This is a genomic window from Micrococcus sp. SL257, from assembly GCF_026625585.1.
GTDB lineage: Bacteria > Actinomycetota > Actinomycetes > Actinomycetales > Micrococcaceae > Micrococcus > Micrococcus luteus.
Genome location: NZ_CP113053.1, coordinates 649,091 through 668,333, shown reverse-complemented (window position 1 = coordinate 668,333; position 19,243 = coordinate 649,091). Strand labels below are relative to the sequence as shown.

Here is a 19,243-nt window from a genome sequence, read left to right as displayed (position 1 = left end):
GAGGTCCCGACCATCCTGTGGCGCAGGACACGGCCCGCGCCCGGCCGTTCTCACTCAGTGAGAATGGCCGCCGAGTCCGCGGGCGATCCCCCGGGCGGCCGTCATCAGCAGGGGCGGCACCCCCGGGGTGTACGGCGCCTCGCGGGGGACGACGACCCCGAGCGCGGCCGCCGCCACGCCGTCGGCCCCGCGGACCGGCACGGCGACCCCCCGGGACTCCTCGTCCAACGCGCCGTCCACGGCCGCGTACCCCTCCCGCCGCACATCCGCCAGAAGCGCTCGCAGCCGCGGCTCGCTGGGCGTGGCCACCCGCGCCCGCACGCCCGCGGGCACCGCACGCCCCGACTCGAGGGGATGGTGATCCACGACGGCGCCGAGCCGGTCCCGGTGCCGGGCGATGAACCGCTCCGCCGTCTCGACCGGGGCGTGGGCGAGCAGCACGAGTCCCAGGGCGGTGGTGAACGGCGGCAGCCGACCCGCGACGTCCGCCTGGTTCACCACGGCCCCCTGGGAGGAGAGCCGGGCGAGCACGAGGACGCCGTCGTCGTCGAGGACCGCGAGCTGCGTGTGCTGCCGCAGGACCGACTGCACGTCCACGAGGAACGGCATGGCCGTCCGGGCCAGGGACATGCTCGGCGCGCTCCGGGAGGCCATCTCCCACAGCCGCAGGCCGGGCCGGACCACGCCGTCCTCGTCCTTCTGCAGCAGCTCGGCGCGCACCAGCCGGTCCACCCACCGATAGGCGGTGGCCAGGGGCAGCTCGGTGCGCCGGGCCAGGGCCGCCACGGTCAACACCGGACGCTCCGCGTCGAACGCGAAGAGGACCCGGATCAGCCGGTCCAACGTGCCGCTCGCGCCGACCCGCTCACGTCAGGAAGTCGCGCGCGACCTCGAGGAAGCGGTCGTTGGCCTCCTGCTCGCCGATGCTCACGCGCACGCCCTCGCCCGCGAACGCCCGGACGGACAGGGCCCGGGCCTGTGCGGCCTCGGCGAACGCCTGCGTGCGCTCGCCGAGCGGCAGCCACACGAAGTTGGCCTGCGAGGAGGGCAGGTCCCAGCCGGCCTCGGCCAGGGCGGCGGCGACGCGCTCGCGCTCGTCGACGACGATCTGCACGCGCTCGAGGACCTCGTCCAGGTGCTCGAGCGAGGCGATCGCGGCCTCCTCGGCCACCGTGGACACCGCGAACGGGGTGGCCACGGTGCGCAGGGCCTTGGTGATCTCCGGCTGCGAGACCGAGTAGCCCACGCGCAGGTTGGCCAGGCCGTGCGCCTTCGAGAAGGTGCGCAGCACGACGACGTTCGCGTGCTTGCGGTACATCTCCAGGCCCTTGACCGCGTCCTCGTCGCGGACGAACTCCACGTACGCCTCGTCGATGACCACGAGGATGTGCGCGGGCACGCGCGCCAGGAAGTCTTCGACCTCGGCGGTGGTGAGCACGGGGCCGGTCGGGTTGTTGGGGGTGCAGAGCAGGATCACGCGGGTGCGCTCCGTGATCGCCTCCAGCATGGCCGGCAGGTCGTGGCGGTGGTCCGCGGTGAGCGGCACCTGCACGTCCACGGCACCGGCGGTGCGGACCACGATCGGGTAGGCCTCGAAGGAGCGCCACGCGAAGATCACCTCGTCGCCCTCCCCGGCCTCGCCGTGGCCGGCGAAGGCGGTGATGACCTGGGCCAGGGCGCCGAGGGAGCCGGCGCCGGTCACGACGTCGTCCGCCGGGACGTCCAGGTGCGCGGCCAGGGCCTGGCGCAGGCCGGTGGAGAGGGTGTCCGGGTAGCGGCAGAGGGTGCTGGGCGCGCCCTCCGGGCCGGTCACGACCTGACGCACCCGGTCGATCACGCCGGGCACGGGCGCGTAGGGGTTCTCGTTCGAGGAGAGCTTGTAGGGGTGCAGGCCCGGGACGGCGACCGGCGGCTTTCCGGCGGCGTACGGCGGCAGCATGCCGACCTTCTTGTGGGGCGCGACCACGGCGGGCGTCTGCTGTGCGTCATCAGTCATGGCCACCAGGGTAATGCGGGCCGCGGACGCCGTGAGCGGCACCACGGGACCCGGGCTCAGGCTGCGCCGAAGGCGACGGCGACGGCCCGGGCCGCCTCACCGAGCCGGTCTCCGAGGCGTGCCGGGTCCTCCGGCCGCGTCGCGTAGACCACGGCGAGGGCGGCGGGCAGCTGGCCCGGGACCCGCAGCGGCACGGCCACCGAGGAGACGCCGGTGATGACCTCGTCGGAGCTGACGGCCCAGCCGCGCTCCCGCACGTCGTCGAGCTCGGGCCGCTCGGGCGCGGCCTCGCCGGGCAGCCGCGCCCACTCCTGTCCGGTCAGGGCGACGGCGATCGCCATCCCCGGCGCACCGACCCCGAGGGGGTGCCGGGTCCCCGGCCGCTGCGTGACGAGGTTGCCGCTGGGCGGCTCGGCCGTGGCCAGGGTGAGGCAGTGGGCCCCGTCCCACACCACCAGGAACGCGGTCATGCCCAGGTCCGTGGAGACGGCCGTCAGGTGCGGCATGGCCGCAGCGCGCAGATCCTGCTCCACCCGGCGGGCGAGGACGGCCAGGCCGGGGGCGGCGTGGACGCGGCCGAGGCCGTCGCGGCGCAGCAGGCCATGGGTCTCGAAGGTGCGCAGCATGCGGTAGGCGACCGAGCGATGGACGCCCAGGCCGTCGGCGAGGTCGGCGATGGTGGGCGGCTCGGGCGCCTCCACGACGGCCTCGAGCAGGGTGAGCGCGCGGGAGAGGGTCTGGGAGGGCGCGCCCTCCCGGACCGGGCCGCCGTCGTGCTCCGCCATCCGTACTCCTCGCCTCGGGTGCCGGACGTGACGCGCCCGGGGCGTGGTCGGCCCGCGCGCCGGTTGTGAACCCGGTCACGTCCGCGTACAGTCTGGCACACATGTGTTCCCAGGGAGAACACCGTGTTCTCTGAGAGAACACGCCGTCGGGTGGCACGCGCACCGCGCAGCGACATCCCCCGCAGCGAAAGGACCCCCATGCTCTTCCACCACCACGGCTACGTCTCCACGAACCCGCGCGTCCAGGTGGCGGCCGGCATCGGCCTGGACCGCCCCGCCGAGCTGCCGGACGAGATGGACGTGCTGATCGTCGGCTCGGGCCCGGCCGGCATGATCGCCGCCGCCCAGCTCGCGATGTTCCCGGACGTCCACACCCGCATCATCGAGCGCCGCCCCCACCGCCTCGAGATCGGCCAGGCGGACGGCATCCAGGCCCGCTCCGTAGAGACCTTCCAGGCCTTCGGCTTCGCAAGCGAGATCATCGACGAGGCCTTCGACCTGACCTCCATGGCGTTCTGGAACCCGGCCGAGGACGACGCAGACACGATCGTGCGCACCTCGCTGGCCGAGGACGACCCGGAGGGCGTCTCCGAGTTCCCGCACCTGATCGTGAACCAGGCCCGCATCCTGGACTGGTTCGCCGAGTACATGAAGAACTCCCCCACCCGTGCGCGGCCGGACTACGGCTGGGCGTTCGAGACCCTCGAGGACACGAACGACGGCGAGCACCCCGTGCTCGTGACCCTGCGCCGCACCGTGGACGCCGAGGGCAACGCCCTCGAGGACCCCGCCTCAGGCGCGACCCGCCAGGTGCGCGCCAAGTACGTGGTGGGCGCGGACGGCGCGGGCTCTCGTGTCCGCAAGGCGATCGGCCACACCCTGACCGGCGACGCCGCGAACCACGCGTGGGGCGTCATGGACGCGCTGGCCGACACGGACTTCCCGGACATCCGCACCAAGTGCGCGATCCACTCGTCCAGCGGCTCGATCCTCCTGATCCCCCGCGAGGGCGGCCACCTGTTCCGCATGTACGTGGACCTCGGCGAGGTCCCGGCGGACGACAACCACCAGGTGCGCCAGACCCCGCTCGAGGAGATCATCCGCCGGGCCCAGCAGATCCTGCGCCCCTACACGCTGGACGTGAAGGAGGTCGCCTGGCATTCGGTGTACGAGGTGGGCCACCGCCTCACCTCGGGCTTCGACAACCGCGAGCGCGTGGCCCACCCCAACGTGTTCCTGCTCGGCGACGCCTGTCACACCCACTCCGCGAAGGCCGGCCAGGGCATGAACGTGTCCATGCAGGACGGCTGGAACCTCGGCTGGAAGCTGGGCCAGGTGCTCTCCGGGATGGCCCCGGTCGAGCTCGTGCCGACCTACTCGGAGGAGCGCAAGGAGATCGCCAAGAACCTGATCGACTTCGACAAGGAGTGGTCGACGCTCATGGCCAAGCCCACCTCCGAGCTGGGCGACCCGAACGAGGTGGCCGAGTTCTACACGAAGACCGCCGAGTTCCCGGCCGGCTTCATGACGCAGTACCGGCCCTCCCTCCTCACCACGGACGCCACCGGCCAGGCGCTGGCGCAGGGCTACCCCATCGGCAAGCGCTTCAAGTCGGCGCTGGTGGAGCGCTCGTGCGACACCAACGTGAAGCACCTGGGCCACCTGCACCGCGCGGACGGCCGCTGGCGCGTCTACGTGTTCGCCGACGCCGCCTCCCCGCGCGCCGAGGATTCGAAGGTCGCGGCGTGGGCGAAGGCGATCGAGGAGGACCCGCGGTCCTTCCGCAACCGCCACACCCCGTCGGACGGGCCGGAGGACGCCCGCTTCGACATCAAGGTCGTGTACCAGCAGAAGCAGACCGAGTTCGCCCACCCGGACGTGCCGTCGATCTTCCGGCCGACCACCGGCTCCCTCGGCCTGCACGACCTGAACAACATCTTCGCCACGTGTCAGCCCAAGCACGGCGAGGACATCTTCGAGGCCCGCGGCATCAGCCGTGACGGCGCCGTCGTCGTGGTCCGCCCGGACCAGTACGTCTCCGGCGTCTTCGGCCTGGACGAGGTCGACCGCCTGAACGCGTTCTTCGCCGGCGTGCTGCTCGACGCGAACTGAGCGGGCGGCGGCGGGCGCCCCGCCGCCGGCGCGCTCACCGGGATCCCGGGGGCAGGTGGCCCCGCTCGGGCGGCGTGCGGCGCAGGCGCACCGCCCGGCTCGAGGCCACGGTGCCGGCGGTCAGCCCGGCCAACGCGGCGGAGAGCCCGGCGACCTCCGCCCGGGATGCGGGCTCGGCGGCCTCGAACTGCCGGATCAGGTCCACCTGGACGTCGAAGTCGTGGGCGGCGTCCAGGTCGTCCTCGGCCGCCAGCGGAGAGGTGGTCCGGAAGCCGCCCCCGGGCGCATCCCACCCGTGGCCGGCCGGGTGGAAGACCACCTCGGCCCGGCGCGCCGAGACGGGGGTGGGCGCCCCGTCCGCGGCGACGGCCAGGTCCCCGTCCGCGGAGAACTCCAGCACCGCGGTCCGCCCGGTCTCCACCGCGTTGCCGGACGGCGCCGCGACCGTCATGACGCCGGTCACGGGGTACACGGACGTGAAGTCCTCGCGCCCGGCCAGGTTCACGGCGTGCACCCCGCCCTGGGAGTAGCCGGCCAGGACGAGCGGGGCCCCGTGCGGGACGTCGGCCGCCTCGAGCGCCGCCCGCACCGCCGGGGCCGTGACCTCGGACTCGGAGCCGAGGGCGTCCAGGAGTCCGCCGGCGTCCCACGGGTCGGTCGACTCGGAATCCGGGATCAGGCCGCCGCGGGTGCCCGGCAGACCCACCACCCAGGCGCGGCTCCCGTTCTCTCGCACCACCTCCGTGACCGTGAGGTCCCCGTCCCCCTCCCCACGCGGGATGAGAGAGGCCAGCCCCGTGGCCGAGCCGTCCAGCAGGGCGGGCGCCGTCGGCCGGTCCTGCGGCGCCCCGTGCGGGGTCACCGCGCCCCGGGGCGCCGCGCCGGCGAGGGTCAGGGCGTCCGCCGCCACGGTCCACGCCTCGTCCGGGGAGACCCGCAGCGCCTCGGTGAGGTCCGACGCGGCATCCGTCCCCTTCTTCGCCGCGGAGGAGACGGGCCGCTTCAGCACGAGCTTCTGCGCCCTCGTCAGCATCTTCACGTCGATCCGCGCCAGGGCCGCGAGCAGGGGGAAGCCGGCGGCCGTGAGCATGGCGGCCACGATGGCCTCGGGCACCGCCTGGACGAGGTCCTGCACGAGCCGCTCCGCCTCGCGGGTGGTGAGGCCGTCATGGCCGTCCCGCCAGAGCAGCGCCGGCAGCTCCTCCAGGGAGGCGTCCTCGGCGGCCATGATGCCGGCCGCCGCGCGCTCGGCCTCCTCGTAGCGGGCCGCCGCGGAGAGCAGGTCGCGGTGCAGCTCGGCGCACTGCTCCGACAGGCTCCGCACGCGACCGACCGCCTCCGCCAGCCGGTCCTGCAGCAGGGCGGCGGAGGCGAGCCACGTGGCCGATCGGCCCAGCCCGAAGGCGGCCGCGTCGACCTGCCACGAGGCTCCGGCCGCCTCTTCGGCGGCGTGCTCGTGCCGCCCGGCCACGACGCGCATCTCCTCGGCCTCCGCGTAGATCGAGCCCGGTCCGCCGTGCGTGCTGAAGGCCACCGCCCCCGGGCCCGCACCCCGCCCGCCGGTCATGCCGCCACCGCCAGCGAGCGCAGGACGGCCAGCGCCGTCTCCTCGGCCGCCCGCTGCCGGGCCTCCGCGTTCCGGCGTGCGTCCTCCGCCTCCCGCTCGGCGGTGGCCCGCAGGGCGAGCCACTCCCCGGCCTCCCGTTCGAGCTCCGCCGCCAGGGTCGCCGCCCGCCGCACGGCCTCCCCATAGGCGCCGGCGGCCTCCCCGCGCCATGCCGAGTGCATCGCCGAGCGCACGTCCGTGGCGGCGCTGACCAGCCCGCCCAGCGCCGTGCGCAGCTGCGTCTGGGCCACCGCGAGGTCGGCGAGGGCCTGCTCGGCGGCCTCCCGCTCGCGCCGGGCGGGGTCGGCCCACGCGGCCAGGCGGGCGGCGTCGTCGTCGAGTCCGACGGCCCGCAGGGCCGTGGCGATCTGCTGAGGTCCGATGAGGGGTGACATGCGGCCACCGTAGGGAGGGCCCGGGCCCCGCGACCGCGGCGGGGGACGATCCGGGGATGGGGGACGCCGTCGGGACGCCTGTGCAGGAGCGAACCGTCCCGCACCGTCCCGGCGGCCGCGTCGCACCGGGGTCGCGCCGGCTCCGGCGTGTTGACCGAGGTCACACCCTGGCCTATCCTGAACGAGCGGTCAGTAATTCGGTGCGCCCCGGTGCTCCCTGACCACGGAACCAGCCCGCACTCAGCGTGAGGTGATCCCCATGACGCAGACCAGCTCCCCCCAGCACCTGGCCTCCGTCCCGTCCCCCGAGGATGCGGCCGGCCAGGAGAACTTCGATCGCCTGATCGCGGAGGACTCGCGCATCGAGCCCCGCGACTGGATGCCCGAGGCGTACCGCAAGTCCCTGACCCGCCAGGTCTCCCAGCACGCGCACTCCGAGATCATCGGCATGCAGCCGGAGGCCAACTGGATCACCCGCGCCCCCTCCCTGAAGCGCAAGGCGATCCTCATGGCCAAGGTCCAGGACGAGGCCGGCCACGGCCTGTACCTGTACTCCGCCGCCGAGACCCTCGGCACCCCGCGGGACGAGTTGAACGAGCAGCTGCTCTCCGGCCGCGCGAAGTACTCCTCGATCTTCAACTACCCGGCCCGCACCTGGGCGGACATGGGCGCGATCGGCTGGCTCGTCGACGGCGCCGCGATCTGCAACCAGGTGCCGCTGTGCCGTGCCTCCTACGGCCCGTACGGCCGCGCGATGGTGCGCATCTGCAAGGAGGAGTCGTTCCACCAGCGCCAGGGCTGGGAGATCCTCTACGAGCTCTCGCACGGCACCCCGGCGCAGAAGCAGATGGCCCAGGACGCCGTGAACCGCTTCTACGGTCCGGCCCTGCAGATGTTCGGCCCGCCGGACGAGGACTCCCCCAACTCCCGCCAGTCCATGGCGTGGAAGGTCAAGCGCTTCTCCAACGACGACCTGCGCCAGCGCTTCGTGGACATGATCGTCCCGCAGGCCGAGGCCCTCGGCCTCACCCTGCCGGACCCGGACCTGAAGTGGAACGAGGAGCGCGGCCACTACGACTTCGGCGAGCTGGACTGGGACGAGTTCATGTCCGTGATCAAGGGCGACGGCCCCATGAACACCCAGCGCATGGCCCGCCGCATCCAGGCCCACGAGGAGGGCGCCTGGGTCCGCGAGGCCGCCGCCGCCTACGCCCGCCGCCAGGCCGAGCAGAACGCGCCGGCCGAGACCCACCTGATCGGAGCCTGACCCATGAGCGAGACCACCGCCGCCTCCCACGCCTGGCCCCTGTGGGAGGTCTTCGTCCGCGCCAACCGCGGCCTCTCCCACGTGCACGCCGGCTCACTGCACGCCCCGGACGCCACCCTGGCGCTGCGCAACGCGCGTGACCTGTACACCCGCCGCAACGAGGGCACCTCCGTGTGGGTCGTCCCGGCCGAGGCCATCGCGGCCTCCGACCCGGACTCCAAGGGCGGCTTCTTCGAGTCCGCGCAGGGCAAGTCCTACCGTCATGCCACCTACTACCAGCAGTCCGAGGGGGTGCCGCACCTGTGAGCTTCGCGACCAACGACTCCGCCACGAAGCACTCCGCGGGCGTGGCCATCACCGCCGAGGAGATCGCGGCGGGCGAGCAGAAGGCGAGCGACGACGTCGCCCGCTACGCCCTCGCCCTCGGCGACGACGCCCTGATGCTCGGCCAGCGCCTGTCCTGGTGGATCTCCCGCGCCCCGGAGCTCGAGGAGGACATCGCCCTGGGCAACATCGCCCTGGACCTCGTGGGCCACGCCCGCTTCCTCCTCTCCTACGCCGGCACCGCGTGGGGCAAGACCGAGGACGAGCTCGCGTACTTCCGCGACGAGGAGGAGTTCCGCTCCGTCCGCCTCGTGGAGGCCGAGAACGGCGACTTCGCCAAGACGATCGCCCGCCAGCTGTACTACTCGTTCTACTCGTACGAGCTGTACACCCGCCTGCGCGAGTCCACGGACCCCACGCTCGCCGCCATCGCGGACAAGGCCCTCAAGGAGGTCCTGTACCACCAGGACCACGCCGCCCTGTGGCTGCAGCGCCTGGGCCTGGGCACCGAGGAGTCGAAGCGCCGCATGCAGCGCGGCCTGGGCGAGCTGTGGCCCTACGTGGCCGAGCTCTTCCACGACGACGACGTCGTCCGCGCCCTCGCCGAGCAGGGCGTCGCCGTGCTGCCGTCCTCGCTGGAGGAGCCCACGATGGCCCGCATCCGCGCGGCCATCGAGGAGGCCGGCCTGACCGTGCCGACGACGGGCACCGCCCGCGGCGGCGACCGCTCCGGCGCCATGAGCGAGTACCGCGGGTACATCCTCGCGGAGATGCAGTCCCTGGCGCGCCGTCACCCGGGAGCGACCTGGTGACCACCGCCAGCGAGCTGCGCCCCGCCGATCCCGCCGACGCGCGGGTCTGGGATGCGGCCTCCACCGTGCACGACCCGGAGATCCCCGTGCTGTCCATCGCGGACCTGGGGATCCTCCGGGAGGCACGGGTCGAGGGTGAGAAGGCCGTCGTCGTCATCACGCCCACCTATTCCGGCTGCCCCGCCATGGACACCATCACCACGGACGTCACCCGCGCGCTCGAGCGCGCCGGGTTCCCCGACGCCGAGGTGCGCCTGGTGCTCCAGCCGGCATGGACCACGGACTGGATGACGGACGAGGGCAAGGCCAAGCTCAACGAGTACGGCATCGCCCCGCCCGTCGCGCGCACCACGGACGGCCCGGTCATGATCGGCATGGCCGTGAAGTGCCCGCGCTGCCACTCCCTGAACACCCGCGAGATCACCCGCTTCGGCTCCACCTCCTGCAAGGCCCTCTACACCTGCCGGGAGTGCCTCGAGCCCTTCGACTACTTCAAGGTGCACTGATGACCGAGACCCCCGACGCCCCCACCACCGGCAAGCGCCGCGCCACGTTCAACACCCTCGAGGTGTCCGAGCTGCGCCGCCTGACCGAGGACTCCGTGGAGGTCACCTTCGCGGTGCCCGAGGAGCTCGCCGACGACTACGACTACGTGCCCGGCCAGTACGTGGCCCTGCGCAAGGAGCTCGACGGCGCCGAGGTGCGCCGCTCCTACTCGATCTGCGCCGTCCCGAAGCGCGGCGAGATCCGCGTGGCCGTGAAGAAGGACATCGGCGGCACGTTCTCCACGTGGGCCAACGAGAGCCTCGAGGTCGGCGAGAGGATCGACGTGATGAACCCGCAGGGCGCGTTCACGTCCCGCACGCACGTCACCTCCCTCAACGACGCCCAGAAGGTGGCGGCGGAGAAGGTCGCGGAGAAGAAGGACACGCACCTGGTGGCGTTCGCGGCCGGCTCGGGCATCACCCCGATCATGGCGATCGCCAAGGCCGTGCTCGCGGCCTCCGAGTCCTCGCGCTTCGACCTGGTCTACGCGAACCGCTCCGCCATGGACGTGATGTTCGCCGAGGAGATCGGCGACCTCAAGGACAAGTACCCGGCCCGGTTCACGGTGCACCACGTGCTCTCCCGCGAGCAGCGCGTGTCCCCGCTGCTCTCCGGCCGCATCGACGAGGACAAGCTCACCACCCTCCTGGACCGCGTGATCGACGTGGAGGGCACCGACGAGTGGTTCCTCTGCGGCCCGTTCGAGCTCGTGCAGCTCACGCGTGAGACGCTCGCCGCCCGCGGCGTGTCCGAGGACGACGTGCGCTTCGAGCTGTTCACCACCGGCCGCCCGGAGAACCCGCAGGGCCACTCCGGCCGCGTGGTGGAGGTGGACCCGAAGGGCGACAACGTGACCATCGAGTTCAACCTCGACGGCCTCACCGCCAAGGTCGAGTCCCCCAAGTCCGCCCACGAGACGGTCCTCAACGCCGCGCTGCGCGTCCGCTCGGACGTGCCCTTCGCCTGCGCCGGCGGCGTGTGCGGCACCTGCCGCGCCAAGGTCGTCGACGGCGCGTACGAGATGGACGAGAGCTACGCGCTCGAGAAGGACGAGGTGGAGAAGGGCTACGTGCTCACGTGCCAGACCCGCCCGACCTCCGACTCGATCACGCTGGACTTCGACGCCTGAGCGCCCGCCCACGAGACCGAAGGAGCCCCCGATGATCGAGATCACCGTCGAGAACGGCGTCGCCGAGATCGTGCTGGACGCCCCCCAGAGGATGAACGCCCTGGACGAGGCCGCGCTGGCCGAACTCCAGGCCGCCTACGAGCGGGCCGCCGCCGGCGTCGAGTCCGGTGAGGTCCGGGCCGTGCTGCTGCGCGGCGAGGGCCGCGGCTTCTGCGCGGGCCGCGACATCTCCGCCGTGGTCCCGGCCGAGGACGACGCCACCGCCTACCTGCGGGACAGGGTCACCCCGGTGCTGCGGGCCATGTCCGAGATCCCGGTCCCCACCTTCGCCGCGGTGCAGGGCGCCTGCCTGGGCGTGGGCCTGGGCCTCGCGATCGCCACGGACGTGGTGTACGTGGCCGAGGACGCGAAGATCGGCTCGCCGTTCGCGAACCTCGGGGCCACCCTGGACTCCGGCGGCCACTGGCTGTTCACCGAGCGCCTGGGCGCGCACCGCACCCTGGACCTGATCTACACGGCCGAGCTCCTCTCGGGCGTCGAGGCCGTCCAGGCCGGGCTGTTCTCCCGGGCCCTGCCCGCGGACGAGCTGCTCGAGTTCACCCGTGCGAAGGTCGCCCAGGTGGCCTCCGGCGCGACCCTCGCGTTCCGCGCGTCGAAGGAGCTCGTGGCCCAGGTCCGCGACCGGCGCGTGGGCCTGTGGGAGTCCCTCGACGCGGAGAACATCGCCCAGGGCGAGCTCTGCGGCACCGCCGACTACGCCGAGGGCTTCCATGCCTTCCAGGAGAAGCGGAAGCCGGAGTTCACCGGCCGCGGCTGAGCCGCCGCACCCCGCCACCGACGACGGCGCCGCACCCTTCGCGCGAGGGGCGCGGCGCCGTCGTCGTCCCGGCCCGGCCGCGTCACATTCCCGTCATCAGCCTGGATCGTGGCGTAAGTCACATGGGATCGTATACGGTGACGGGTGTCACTTCCCGACCGATCGGTCGGGTGCCACACCGTCCCGCCGCCGTCTCACGGTCGGCCGCCGCACCGCATCCCAGGAGCACCCATGAGCCACACCGTCGCATCCCCCGCGGCGACCGCCCCCACGCGCGATCGCCGCGAGGAGCGCAAGGTCATCGCCGGCACCGTCGTCGGCACCACCATCGAGTGGTACGACTTCTTCATCTTCGCCCAGGCCACCGCACTCGTCTTCGCCGCCCTCTTCTTCCAGCCGATGGGCGAGAGCGGCTCCCAGATCGCCGCGTGGGCCACCCTCGGCATCTCCTTCCTCATCCGCCCGCTCGGCGCGATCGTCGCCGGCCACCTCGGCGACCGCTTCGGCCGCAAGTTCGTCCTGTCCCTCACGCTGATCGGCATGGGCCTGGCCACCACCCTCATCGGCCTGCTGCCCACCTACGCCCAGATCGGTGTGTGGGCCCCGATCCTGCTCGTCGTGCTGCGCCTGCTGCAGGGCCTGTCCGCCGGCGGCGAGTGGGGCGGCGCGGCGCTGCTGTCCGTGGAGCACGCCCCCCACGGCAAGCGCGGCCTGTTCGGCTCCGCCCCGCAGATCGGCGTGCCGCTGGGCATGATCCTGGCCACCGGTGTGCTGTTCATCGTGCGCTCCACCATGTCCGAGGAGCAGTTCCTCACCTGGGGCTGGCGCATCCCGTTCCTGATCTCCGTGGTCCTGATCGTCGTCGGCTACCTGATCCGCAAGGCCGTCGAGGAGTCCCCGGTCTTCAAGGAGATGCAGCAGCTCAAGGTGGACGAGTCCGCCCCGCTGGGCGAGCTCTTCCGGCACCACACCAAGGAGGTCATCCTCGCCGCCGTGATCTTCGCCGCGAACAATGGCGTCGGCTACCTGCTCATCGCGTGGTTCTCGAAGTACGGCGGTCCGAAGGGCCTGGGCATGACCTCCTCCGAGGTGCTCATCGCGAGCCTCGTCGGCGGCGTCGGCTGGTTCATCTTCACCCTGCTCGGCGGCTGGGTCTCGGACAAGATCGGCCGCAAGCTGACCTTCGTCCTCGGCTACGGGTTCCTGATCATCTGGGCCTTCCCGCTGTTCGGGCTGCTCAACACCGCGTCTCTGCCGCTGTTCTCGCTGGGCCTGTTCGTCCTGACCCTGGGCCTGGGTCCGTCCTACGGCCCGCAGTCGGCGATGTACGCCGAGATGTTCCCGGCCCGCGTCCGCTTCTCCGGCGTCTCCATCGGCTACGCGCTCGGCACCATCATCGGCGGCGCCTTCGCCCCGCTGCTCGCCGACCAGCTCGTGAAGACCGGCTGGGAGAACGTGGCCTGGTACATCATCGTGATCTCCGCGATCTCGCTCATCGCCGTCCTGTTCGTCCCCAAGGGCATCCAGGACCGCGAGCTGCACGACGAGCAGGTCGTGGCCACGCGTTCGAACCCGGTGGTGCCGGCCTGATCCGGCCCGCCTGACGGGCTCCGCCCGTCCCCACCCCACGACGACGGCGGGTCCTCCTCCGGAAGGGCGCGCCGTCGTCGTGGGGTGCGCGGGCCTGACCGGCGCGGAGGCCCGCAGACACGCCGCTACCTCGGGGACGTAACGGCGCGTCTGCGGGCCTCCGCGCGGGCGCGCCCCTGGCCCGTCACACCCACCCCCGCAGTTGACCCCCGTCACACCGGCCCGGGATACTGAACCTGAACGCACGGTCGGTAATTCGCCGCGCCCGCCCCGTCGTCGGTCACTCAAGGAGTCTCCATGTCCGCACAGTCCCAGGCCCTGCTCGTCGGCGGTCGCCGCACGCCCGTCGGCAAGTACGGCGGCGCCCTCTCCTCCGTCCGCCCCGACGACCTCGCCGCCCTGACCATCAAGGCCGTGATCGAGGACGCCGGCATCGACCCGTCGGTCGTGGACGAGGTCATCCTCGGCAACGCCAACGGCGCCGGCGAGGAGAACCGCAACGTCGCCCGCATGGCCTGGCTGCTGGCCGGCTTCCCGGACACCGTCCCAGGCATCACCGTGAACCGCCTCTGCGCGTCCGGCATGTCCGCGATCGGCATCGCCACCGCGATGGTGCGCTCCGGGATGGCCGACGTCGTCGTGGCCGGAGGCGTGGAGTCGATGTCCCGCGCCCCCTGGGTGATGGAGAAGCCGACGACGGCGTTCGCCAAGCCCGGCGCGGCCTTCGACACCGCGATCGGCTGGCGCTTCGTGAACCCGCGCTTCGCGGACGGCGAGTTCGGGGAGAAGTTCACCTTCTCCATGCCAGAGACCGCCGAGGAGGTCGGCGAGGTGGACGGCATCACCCGCGAGGACGCCGACGCCTTCGCCGCCCGCTCGCACGAGCGTGCGCTGGCCGCCATCGAGGCCGGCCGCTTCACGGACGAGATCGTGCCCGTCGTCGTCACGGGCCGCAAGGGCGCCGAGACGATCGTGGACACGGACGAGGGCCCCCGCCCCGGCTCCACCCCCGAGGTGCTCGCCGGCCTGCGCCCGATCATCAAGAAGGACGGCGTGGTCACCGCCGGCAACTCCTCCTCCCTCAACGACGGCGCCTCGGCGATCCTCGTCGTCTCCGAGCGGGCCGCGCAGAAGTACGGCCTGACCCCGCGAGCCCGCGTCGTGGAGTCCACCTCGGCGGGCCTGGCCCCCGAGATCATGGGTCTGGGCCCCGTCCCGGCCACCGAGAAGGCCCTCGAGCGCTCCGGCTGGTCCGTGGCGGATCTGGGCGCCGTCGAGCTCAACGAGGCCTTCGCCACCCAGTCCCTGGCCTCGATGCGGCGCCTCGGCCTGGACCCGGAGACCGTCAACGCCGACGGCGGCGCGATCGCCCTGGGCCATCCGCTGGGCTCCTCGGGGTCGCGTCTCGTGGTCACGCTGCTCGGTCGGATGGAGCGTGAGGGCGCGGACAGGGGCCTGGCCACGATGTGCGTGGGCGTGGGTCAGGGCTCCGCGATGCTCGTCGAGAGGGTCTGAGCAGATGACCGGCTTCAGCCACTTCACGGCACTGCGCGTCGAGGAGCGTGAGGACCGCGTCCACGCGCGCATGGACCGCCCGGGCGTGCGCAACGCGATCGACCAGACCATGGTCGACGAGTTCCACGAACTCTGCGCCCACCTCGAACGCGAGCCGAAGATCCTGATCATCTCGGGCACGCAGGTGGAGTCGAAGCGCGAGCCGGGGACGTTCTCCGGCATCTTCGCCTCCGGCGCGGACATCGGACAGCTGCGCGAGCGCCGCCGCGACGACGCCCTGCGCGGTGTGAACTCGCAGGTCTTCGACCGCATCCACCGGCTGCCCATGCCCGTGATCGCGGCGATCGACGGCTTCGCCCTCGGCGGCGGCGCGGAACTGGCCTACGCGGCCGACTTCCGCATCGCCACCCCGGCGCTGAAGATGGGCCAGCCCGAGACGAGTCTGGGGATCACGGCCGCTGCGGGCGCCCAGTGGCGGCTCAAGGAGCTGGTGGGTGAGCCGGTGGCCCTCGAGCTGCTGCTCGCCGGACGGATCCTGGACGCGCAGGAGGCCCTCGAGCTCAAGCTCGTCACTGAGCTGCACGAGCCGGACGCCCTCCTCGACGCCGCCGACGCCCTCGCTGACCGCATCGCGCAGCAGGACCCGCTGGCGGTGCGGCTGTCCAAGCGCGTCTTCCACCTCCCCCGCGAGGTCCACCCCCACGTGGACGAGATCGCGCAGGCCATCCTGTTCGAGTCCGAGGCCAAGTTCGAGCGCATGCAGGCGTTCCTGGACCGCAAGAAGAAGTGAGGACTGACATGACCGATCAGCAGCGCACCCTTGACACCGCTCCGTCCTCCGTGCCCGCCGTCGTCGGCCTCCTCGGCGGTGGCCGGATGGGTGGCGGCATCGCCCACGCGTTCCTCGTCTCCGGCTCGTCCGAGGTGGTCGTCGTCGAGCGCGACCCGCAGTCGGCCGAGGCCGCCAGGGAGCGCATCGAGGCCGATCTGGCCGCCTCCCTCGAGCGCGGCAAGATCGACGGCGACCTGGACGTGTGGGCGCAGCGCCTGACCGTCTCCGTGGACCGGGCCGACTTCGCCCGCTGCGACCTCGTGGTCGAGGCCGTGTTCGAGGACATGCAGGTGAAGATCGAGGCGCTCACCGACGTCGAGGCCCACCTGCGCGAGGACGCCTGGCTGGCCAGCAACACCTCCTCCCTGTCCATCGACGAGATCGCCACGCATCTGCAGCGTCCCGAGCGCTTCTGCGGCCTGCACTACTTCAACCCGGTGCCCGCCTCGAAGCTCGTGGAGGTCGTGATCGGCGAGCAGACCGGTGCGGAGCTCCAGGCCCTGTCCACCGAGTGGGTCCGCGGGCTCGGCAAGACCCCCGTCGTCGTCAAGGACGCCCCGGGCTTCGCCTCGTCGCGCCTGGGCGTGGCGATCGCGCTCGAGGCCATCCGCATGGTCGAGGAGGGTGTGGCCTCCCCCGAGGACATCGACGCCGCCATGGTGCTCGGCTACAAGTTCCCGGTCGGCCCGCTGGCCCTGACCGACATCGTGGGCCTGGACGTGCGCCTGGGCATCGCGGAGTACCTCGAGTCCCAGCTGGGTGAGCGCTTCGCCCCGCCGCAGCTCATGCGGGACATGGTGGCCCGCGGCGAGCTCGGCCGGAAGTCCGGCAAGGGCTTCTTCGACTACCGCTGAGCCCCCGGGGCGGGCGCTTTCGAACGTGAGATAGGGCCTATCTCCCGTTCGAAAGCGCCCATTCCCCCGATATCACGTTCGAAAGTGCGGGGCCGGCGCGGCTAACGTGACGGGCATGGACGAGCCCACGCTGCTGCGCGTCGCCCGCGACCGCGCCCTCGAGCTGCCGGGCAGCGCCGCGTCGCACCCCTTCGGCCCGGACACCGAGGTCATGAAGGTGCAGGGGAAGCTGTTCGCGGTGTTCATCGACCACGACGGGCGCCGCCTCGTGAACGTCAAGGCCCGCCCGGAGGACGGCGCCCAGCTGCGCGCGGCCCTGCCCGCGGCGATCACGCCCGGCTATCACATGGACAAGCGGCACTGGCTCAGCCTGGCCGCGCACCCGGACCTCGACGAGCAGCTCGTCCGGGACCTCGTCACGGAGTCGTACCTGCTGATCGTCGCGAAGCTCCCCCGCACCCGGCGCCCCGTGGACGCCGAGATCTTCGGCCGGGTCTGATGTCGGTCGACCGCCCCTTCCGCTTCACCCACCGCTGGGCCGTCCCCGCGGACGCCCGGTCCGTGCTGGCCCTGCTCGCCGACCCGGCCGGCTACCCACGCTGGTGGCCGGCCGTCCCGCGCGCCCATCGCCTGGGCCCCGACCGCGCCACGGTCCGGCTGCGCGGGTTCGTGCCGGTGCGTCTGACGATGGAGCGTCTCATCGACGACCGCGCCCGCGGCCTTCTGGTCGCGCACCTGAGCGGGGACCTGACGGGCACCGTGCGGGTCACCGTCCACGACGACGGCGCCCCGGCCGGACACGCGCCGCACTGCGTCGTGGTGTGGGAGCAGGAGGTGGTGCTGACCTCGCCGTGGATGCGCGCCGTGGCCCGCGTGCCGGGCGCCCGCGCCGCGATGGGCCTCAGCCACGCGGCCGCGATGCGCTCCGCGCGTCGGGCGCTCGGGGCCAAGGCCGTGCCGACCGCTGATCCCGCTCGAAGGGCTCGTCCATGACGGCCCGGCGCGCCGGCCGGCTCAGAGCTCGGCCTGGGCCTCGTTCCACTCGCGGGACAGCGGCGGGCGGGAGAGGCCGTCGAGGAGACCGTCGGCGGGGTCGACGCCGAGCTCGACGATCCTGTTGTCCGCGTCCACGTGGACGACCTTGGGCTGGAAGTTGCGAGCCTCGTCGTCGTCCATCTGCCCGTAGGCGATGAGGATGACGATGTCCCCCGGATGCACCAGGTGGGCGGCGGCGCCGTTGATGCCGAGCACGCCGGAGCCCCGCTCGCCCGCGATGGTGTAGGTCTCCAGTCGCGCGCCGTTGGTGACGTCCACGATGGACACGAGCTCGCCCGGGAGGATGTCCGCGGCGTCCAGCAGGTCCTGGTCCACGGTCACGGAGCCCACGTAGTGCAGGTCCGCCTGGGTCACGGTGGCCCGGTGGATCTTGGCGTGGAACATGGTGCGCAGCATGCGGCAGAACTCTCCGGATGAAGGGGGTGGGGCGGGTCCGAGGGGACCGGTGGTCGATTCTACGCCGGTCCGGAGACGAGGGGCAGGGGGTCGGCGCCGGCCCGAGGCTCCCGCCCCTCTCGCCGAAGCCCGCAGACACGCCGCTTCGCCCTGGCGGTAGCGGCGTGTCTGCAGGCCTGGGCGGGTCAGATCCACGACGGCGGCACTCGGCCCGGCGGGGTCCGCGCAGCCACCAGGCCCCGCAGCTGCCGCACGAACAGCTCCCAGTGCCCTGGCCGGAACACGTCGGCGGTCACCCGGATCACCTCCCACCCCTCCGCGCGCAGGGCCGCGTCCCGCTCGCGGTCCTCACGCCACTGCCGGCGATCCGTGCGGTGCTGATCGCCGTCGTACTCGACCGCCACCTTGGCCTCCGCCCACACCAGATCCACGCGGAGCCGCTGTCCCGTGGCGAGCCGGATGCACGGGTTCACTGCGGGCTCGGGGACGCCGTCCAGGACGAGCCGCGCCCGCAGTCGGCTCTCCTGCGGCGAGTCGGCCCCGGGGCGGACGAGCTCCAGCGCCTCCCGGGCCGCGCGGATCCCGCGCACCCGTCCGCGTTCCTCGACGGCGGCGCGCAGCTCGGCCACGTCCGTCACCCCGGGAGGCAGCCGACGGCGGCGGGCCTCCGTCGGGGCGGTCCGCACCATGCTGTCCCCGAGCGCGACGAGATGGTCGAGCGGCCCGGCCTGCGCGGCGAGGTCCACGAAGATCCACCCCGGCGCGGTCACGCGCACCCCGTCCACGATCCGCATCGGTGCGTCGGCGCGGAGGCGGTGTGAGCGGATCCCGGCCCGGTTCGACGCCGTGCCGTGGCCGCGCGGGGTCGCGATGTGCACGGACCGGTCGGCGGCGAGCGGCCCGGTCAGCCACAGGCCGAGCACCCGGGCGGCCGTGACGTGGCTGAACACGCCCTCGGGGTGCAGATCCTGCAGCGCCCGCAGATGGTCCATGGGGTCCGGTTCGACGCCGCGCCGGCCCCAGAGCCCCCAGCCGAGGGAGACCACGTCCCCGCGCCGCAGCCGGGCCGCGCTCACCCCCGCCTCGCGCGCGGCCGGGGTCGAGAACACGGTCGGAGCGCGGAGGCGGCCGTCCAGTCCGCAGCGCATCGGGGGCAGGGGCGCGGGCGAGCGGGGCATGCGCCGAGCGTGCCCGATCCGGGCGGGCCGCCG

20 protein-coding genes are annotated in these 19,243 nt (G+C 72.9%); 13 read left to right on the top strand and 7 right to left on the bottom strand.

What is annotated here, in order from left to right:
• Nucleotides 1-54: 54 nt before the first annotated feature.
• The 3 genes from OVA32_RS03165 to OVA32_RS03155 are packed head-to-tail and all read right to left on the bottom strand — an operon-like array spanning nucleotide 55 to nucleotide 2,781.
• Nucleotides 55-843 carry an IclR family transcriptional regulator gene (locus OVA32_RS03165; RefSeq protein WP_020624878.1) on the bottom strand — a complete coding sequence of 263 codons (789 nt, stop codon included), beginning with the start codon at nucleotides 841-843 and terminating at the stop codon, nucleotides 55-57.
• Between the two features lie 22 nt (nucleotides 844-865).
• Complete coding sequence (locus OVA32_RS03160; RefSeq protein WP_201749619.1) at nucleotides 866-1,996, bottom strand: histidinol-phosphate transaminase; 1,131 nt, start codon at nucleotides 1,994-1,996, stop codon at nucleotides 866-868.
• Nucleotides 1,997-2,052: 56 nt separating this feature from the next.
• Nucleotides 2,053-2,781 carry an IclR family transcriptional regulator gene (locus OVA32_RS03155; RefSeq protein WP_078026209.1) on the bottom strand — a complete coding sequence of 243 codons (729 nt, stop codon included), beginning with the start codon at nucleotides 2,779-2,781 and terminating at the stop codon, nucleotides 2,053-2,055.
• 198 nt (nucleotides 2,782-2,979) lie between these two features.
• On the opposite strand from OVA32_RS03155, the gene OVA32_RS03150 reads away from it, so the two are divergent.
• Nucleotides 2,980-4,893, top strand: a complete 1,914-nt coding sequence (locus OVA32_RS03150; protein WP_267715184.1) for an FAD-binding monooxygenase — start codon at nucleotides 2,980-2,982, stop codon at nucleotides 4,891-4,893.
• Between the two features lie 34 nt (nucleotides 4,894-4,927).
• On the opposite strand, the gene OVA32_RS03145 is transcribed toward OVA32_RS03150, so the two are convergent.
• Together OVA32_RS03145 and OVA32_RS03140 are read right to left on the bottom strand one after the other, a co-directional pair.
• Nucleotides 4,928-6,460: a hypothetical protein gene (locus OVA32_RS03145; protein ID WP_101967625.1), complete on the bottom strand. Its 1,533-nt coding sequence runs from the start codon at nucleotides 6,458-6,460 to the stop codon at nucleotides 4,928-4,930.
• Nucleotides 6,457-6,894, bottom strand: coding sequence for a hypothetical protein (locus OVA32_RS03140; protein WP_145950840.1), 438 nt, complete (start codon nucleotides 6,892-6,894; stop codon nucleotides 6,457-6,459). Before OVA32_RS03140 ends, OVA32_RS03145 begins: the two co-directional genes overlap by 4 nt.
• A 259-nt stretch (nucleotides 6,895-7,153) precedes the next feature.
• On the opposite strand from OVA32_RS03140, the gene paaA reads away from it, so the two are divergent.
• The 12 genes from paaA (at nucleotide 7,154) to OVA32_RS03080 (ending at nucleotide 17,573) form a co-directional block, all read left to right on the top strand.
• A complete protein-coding gene (gene paaA, locus OVA32_RS03135) occupies nucleotides 7,154-8,161 on the top strand; it encodes a 1,2-phenylacetyl-CoA epoxidase subunit PaaA (RefSeq protein ID WP_069941111.1) in 1,008 nt (335 codons plus the stop codon).
• A gap of 3 nt (nucleotides 8,162-8,164) precedes the next feature.
• The gene (gene paaB / locus OVA32_RS03130; protein WP_020624884.1) at nucleotides 8,165-8,467 is read left to right on the top strand and encodes a 1,2-phenylacetyl-CoA epoxidase subunit PaaB; all 303 of its coding nucleotides are present in this window, start codon (nucleotides 8,165-8,167) and stop codon (nucleotides 8,465-8,467) included.
• Nucleotides 8,464-9,297, top strand: coding sequence for a 1,2-phenylacetyl-CoA epoxidase subunit PaaC (gene paaC / locus OVA32_RS03125; protein WP_069941110.1), 834 nt, complete (start codon nucleotides 8,464-8,466; stop codon nucleotides 9,295-9,297). Before paaB ends, paaC begins: the two co-directional genes overlap by 4 nt.
• On the top strand, nucleotides 9,294-9,803 hold the full coding sequence (gene paaD, locus OVA32_RS03120) for a 1,2-phenylacetyl-CoA epoxidase subunit PaaD (RefSeq protein ID WP_069941109.1): 510 nt from the start codon (nucleotides 9,294-9,296) through the stop codon (nucleotides 9,801-9,803). Before paaC ends, paaD begins: the two co-directional genes overlap by 4 nt.
• Complete coding sequence (paaE, locus tag OVA32_RS03115) at nucleotides 9,803-10,972, top strand: 1,2-phenylacetyl-CoA epoxidase subunit PaaE (RefSeq protein WP_267715179.1); 1,170 nt, start codon at nucleotides 9,803-9,805, stop codon at nucleotides 10,970-10,972. Before paaD ends, paaE begins: the two co-directional genes overlap by 1 nt.
• A gap of 31 nt (nucleotides 10,973-11,003) precedes the next feature.
• Entirely contained in the window at nucleotides 11,004-11,789 is a 786-nt protein-coding gene (locus OVA32_RS03110; protein WP_119217754.1) for an enoyl-CoA hydratase/isomerase family protein, read from the top strand.
• Between the two features lie 231 nt (nucleotides 11,790-12,020).
• Nucleotides 12,021-13,379 (top strand): MFS transporter, encoded by a 1,359-nt coding sequence (locus OVA32_RS03105; protein WP_145950838.1) that lies wholly within the window; start codon nucleotides 12,021-12,023, stop codon nucleotides 13,377-13,379.
• A 297-nt stretch (nucleotides 13,380-13,676) separates the two neighbouring features.
• A complete protein-coding gene (locus OVA32_RS03100) occupies nucleotides 13,677-14,894 on the top strand; it encodes a thiolase family protein (RefSeq protein ID WP_036318114.1) in 1,218 nt (405 codons plus the stop codon).
• A 4-nt stretch (nucleotides 14,895-14,898) separates the two neighbouring features.
• Nucleotides 14,899-15,684 carry an enoyl-CoA hydratase/isomerase family protein gene (locus OVA32_RS03095; RefSeq protein ID WP_036318113.1) on the top strand — a complete coding sequence of 262 codons (786 nt, stop codon included), beginning with the start codon at nucleotides 14,899-14,901 and terminating at the stop codon, nucleotides 15,682-15,684.
• A gap of 8 nt (nucleotides 15,685-15,692) precedes the next feature.
• On the top strand, nucleotides 15,693-16,580 hold the full coding sequence (locus OVA32_RS03090; protein WP_267715174.1) for a 3-hydroxyacyl-CoA dehydrogenase family protein: 888 nt from the start codon (nucleotides 15,693-15,695) through the stop codon (nucleotides 16,578-16,580).
• A gap of 115 nt (nucleotides 16,581-16,695) precedes the next feature.
• Nucleotides 16,696-17,079 (top strand): MmcQ/YjbR family DNA-binding protein, encoded by a 384-nt coding sequence (locus OVA32_RS03085; protein WP_257746889.1) that lies wholly within the window; start codon nucleotides 16,696-16,698, stop codon nucleotides 17,077-17,079.
• Nucleotides 17,079-17,573 (top strand): SRPBCC family protein, encoded by a 495-nt coding sequence (locus OVA32_RS03080; RefSeq protein ID WP_257746890.1) that lies wholly within the window; start codon nucleotides 17,079-17,081, stop codon nucleotides 17,571-17,573. The genes OVA32_RS03085 and OVA32_RS03080 overlap by 1 nt, the downstream gene beginning before the upstream one ends.
• Nucleotides 17,574-17,594: 21 nt before the next feature.
• On the opposite strand, the gene panD is transcribed toward OVA32_RS03080, so the two are convergent.
• Together panD and OVA32_RS03070 are read right to left on the bottom strand one after the other, a co-directional pair.
• Nucleotides 17,595-18,032: an aspartate 1-decarboxylase gene (panD, locus tag OVA32_RS03075; RefSeq protein ID WP_036318106.1), complete on the bottom strand. Its 438-nt coding sequence runs from the start codon at nucleotides 18,030-18,032 to the stop codon at nucleotides 17,595-17,597.
• Between the two features lie 185 nt (nucleotides 18,033-18,217).
• Complete coding sequence (locus OVA32_RS03070; RefSeq protein ID WP_267715170.1) at nucleotides 18,218-19,210, bottom strand: DUF559 domain-containing protein; 993 nt, start codon at nucleotides 19,208-19,210, stop codon at nucleotides 18,218-18,220.
• Nucleotides 19,211-19,243: the final 33 nt, after the last annotated feature.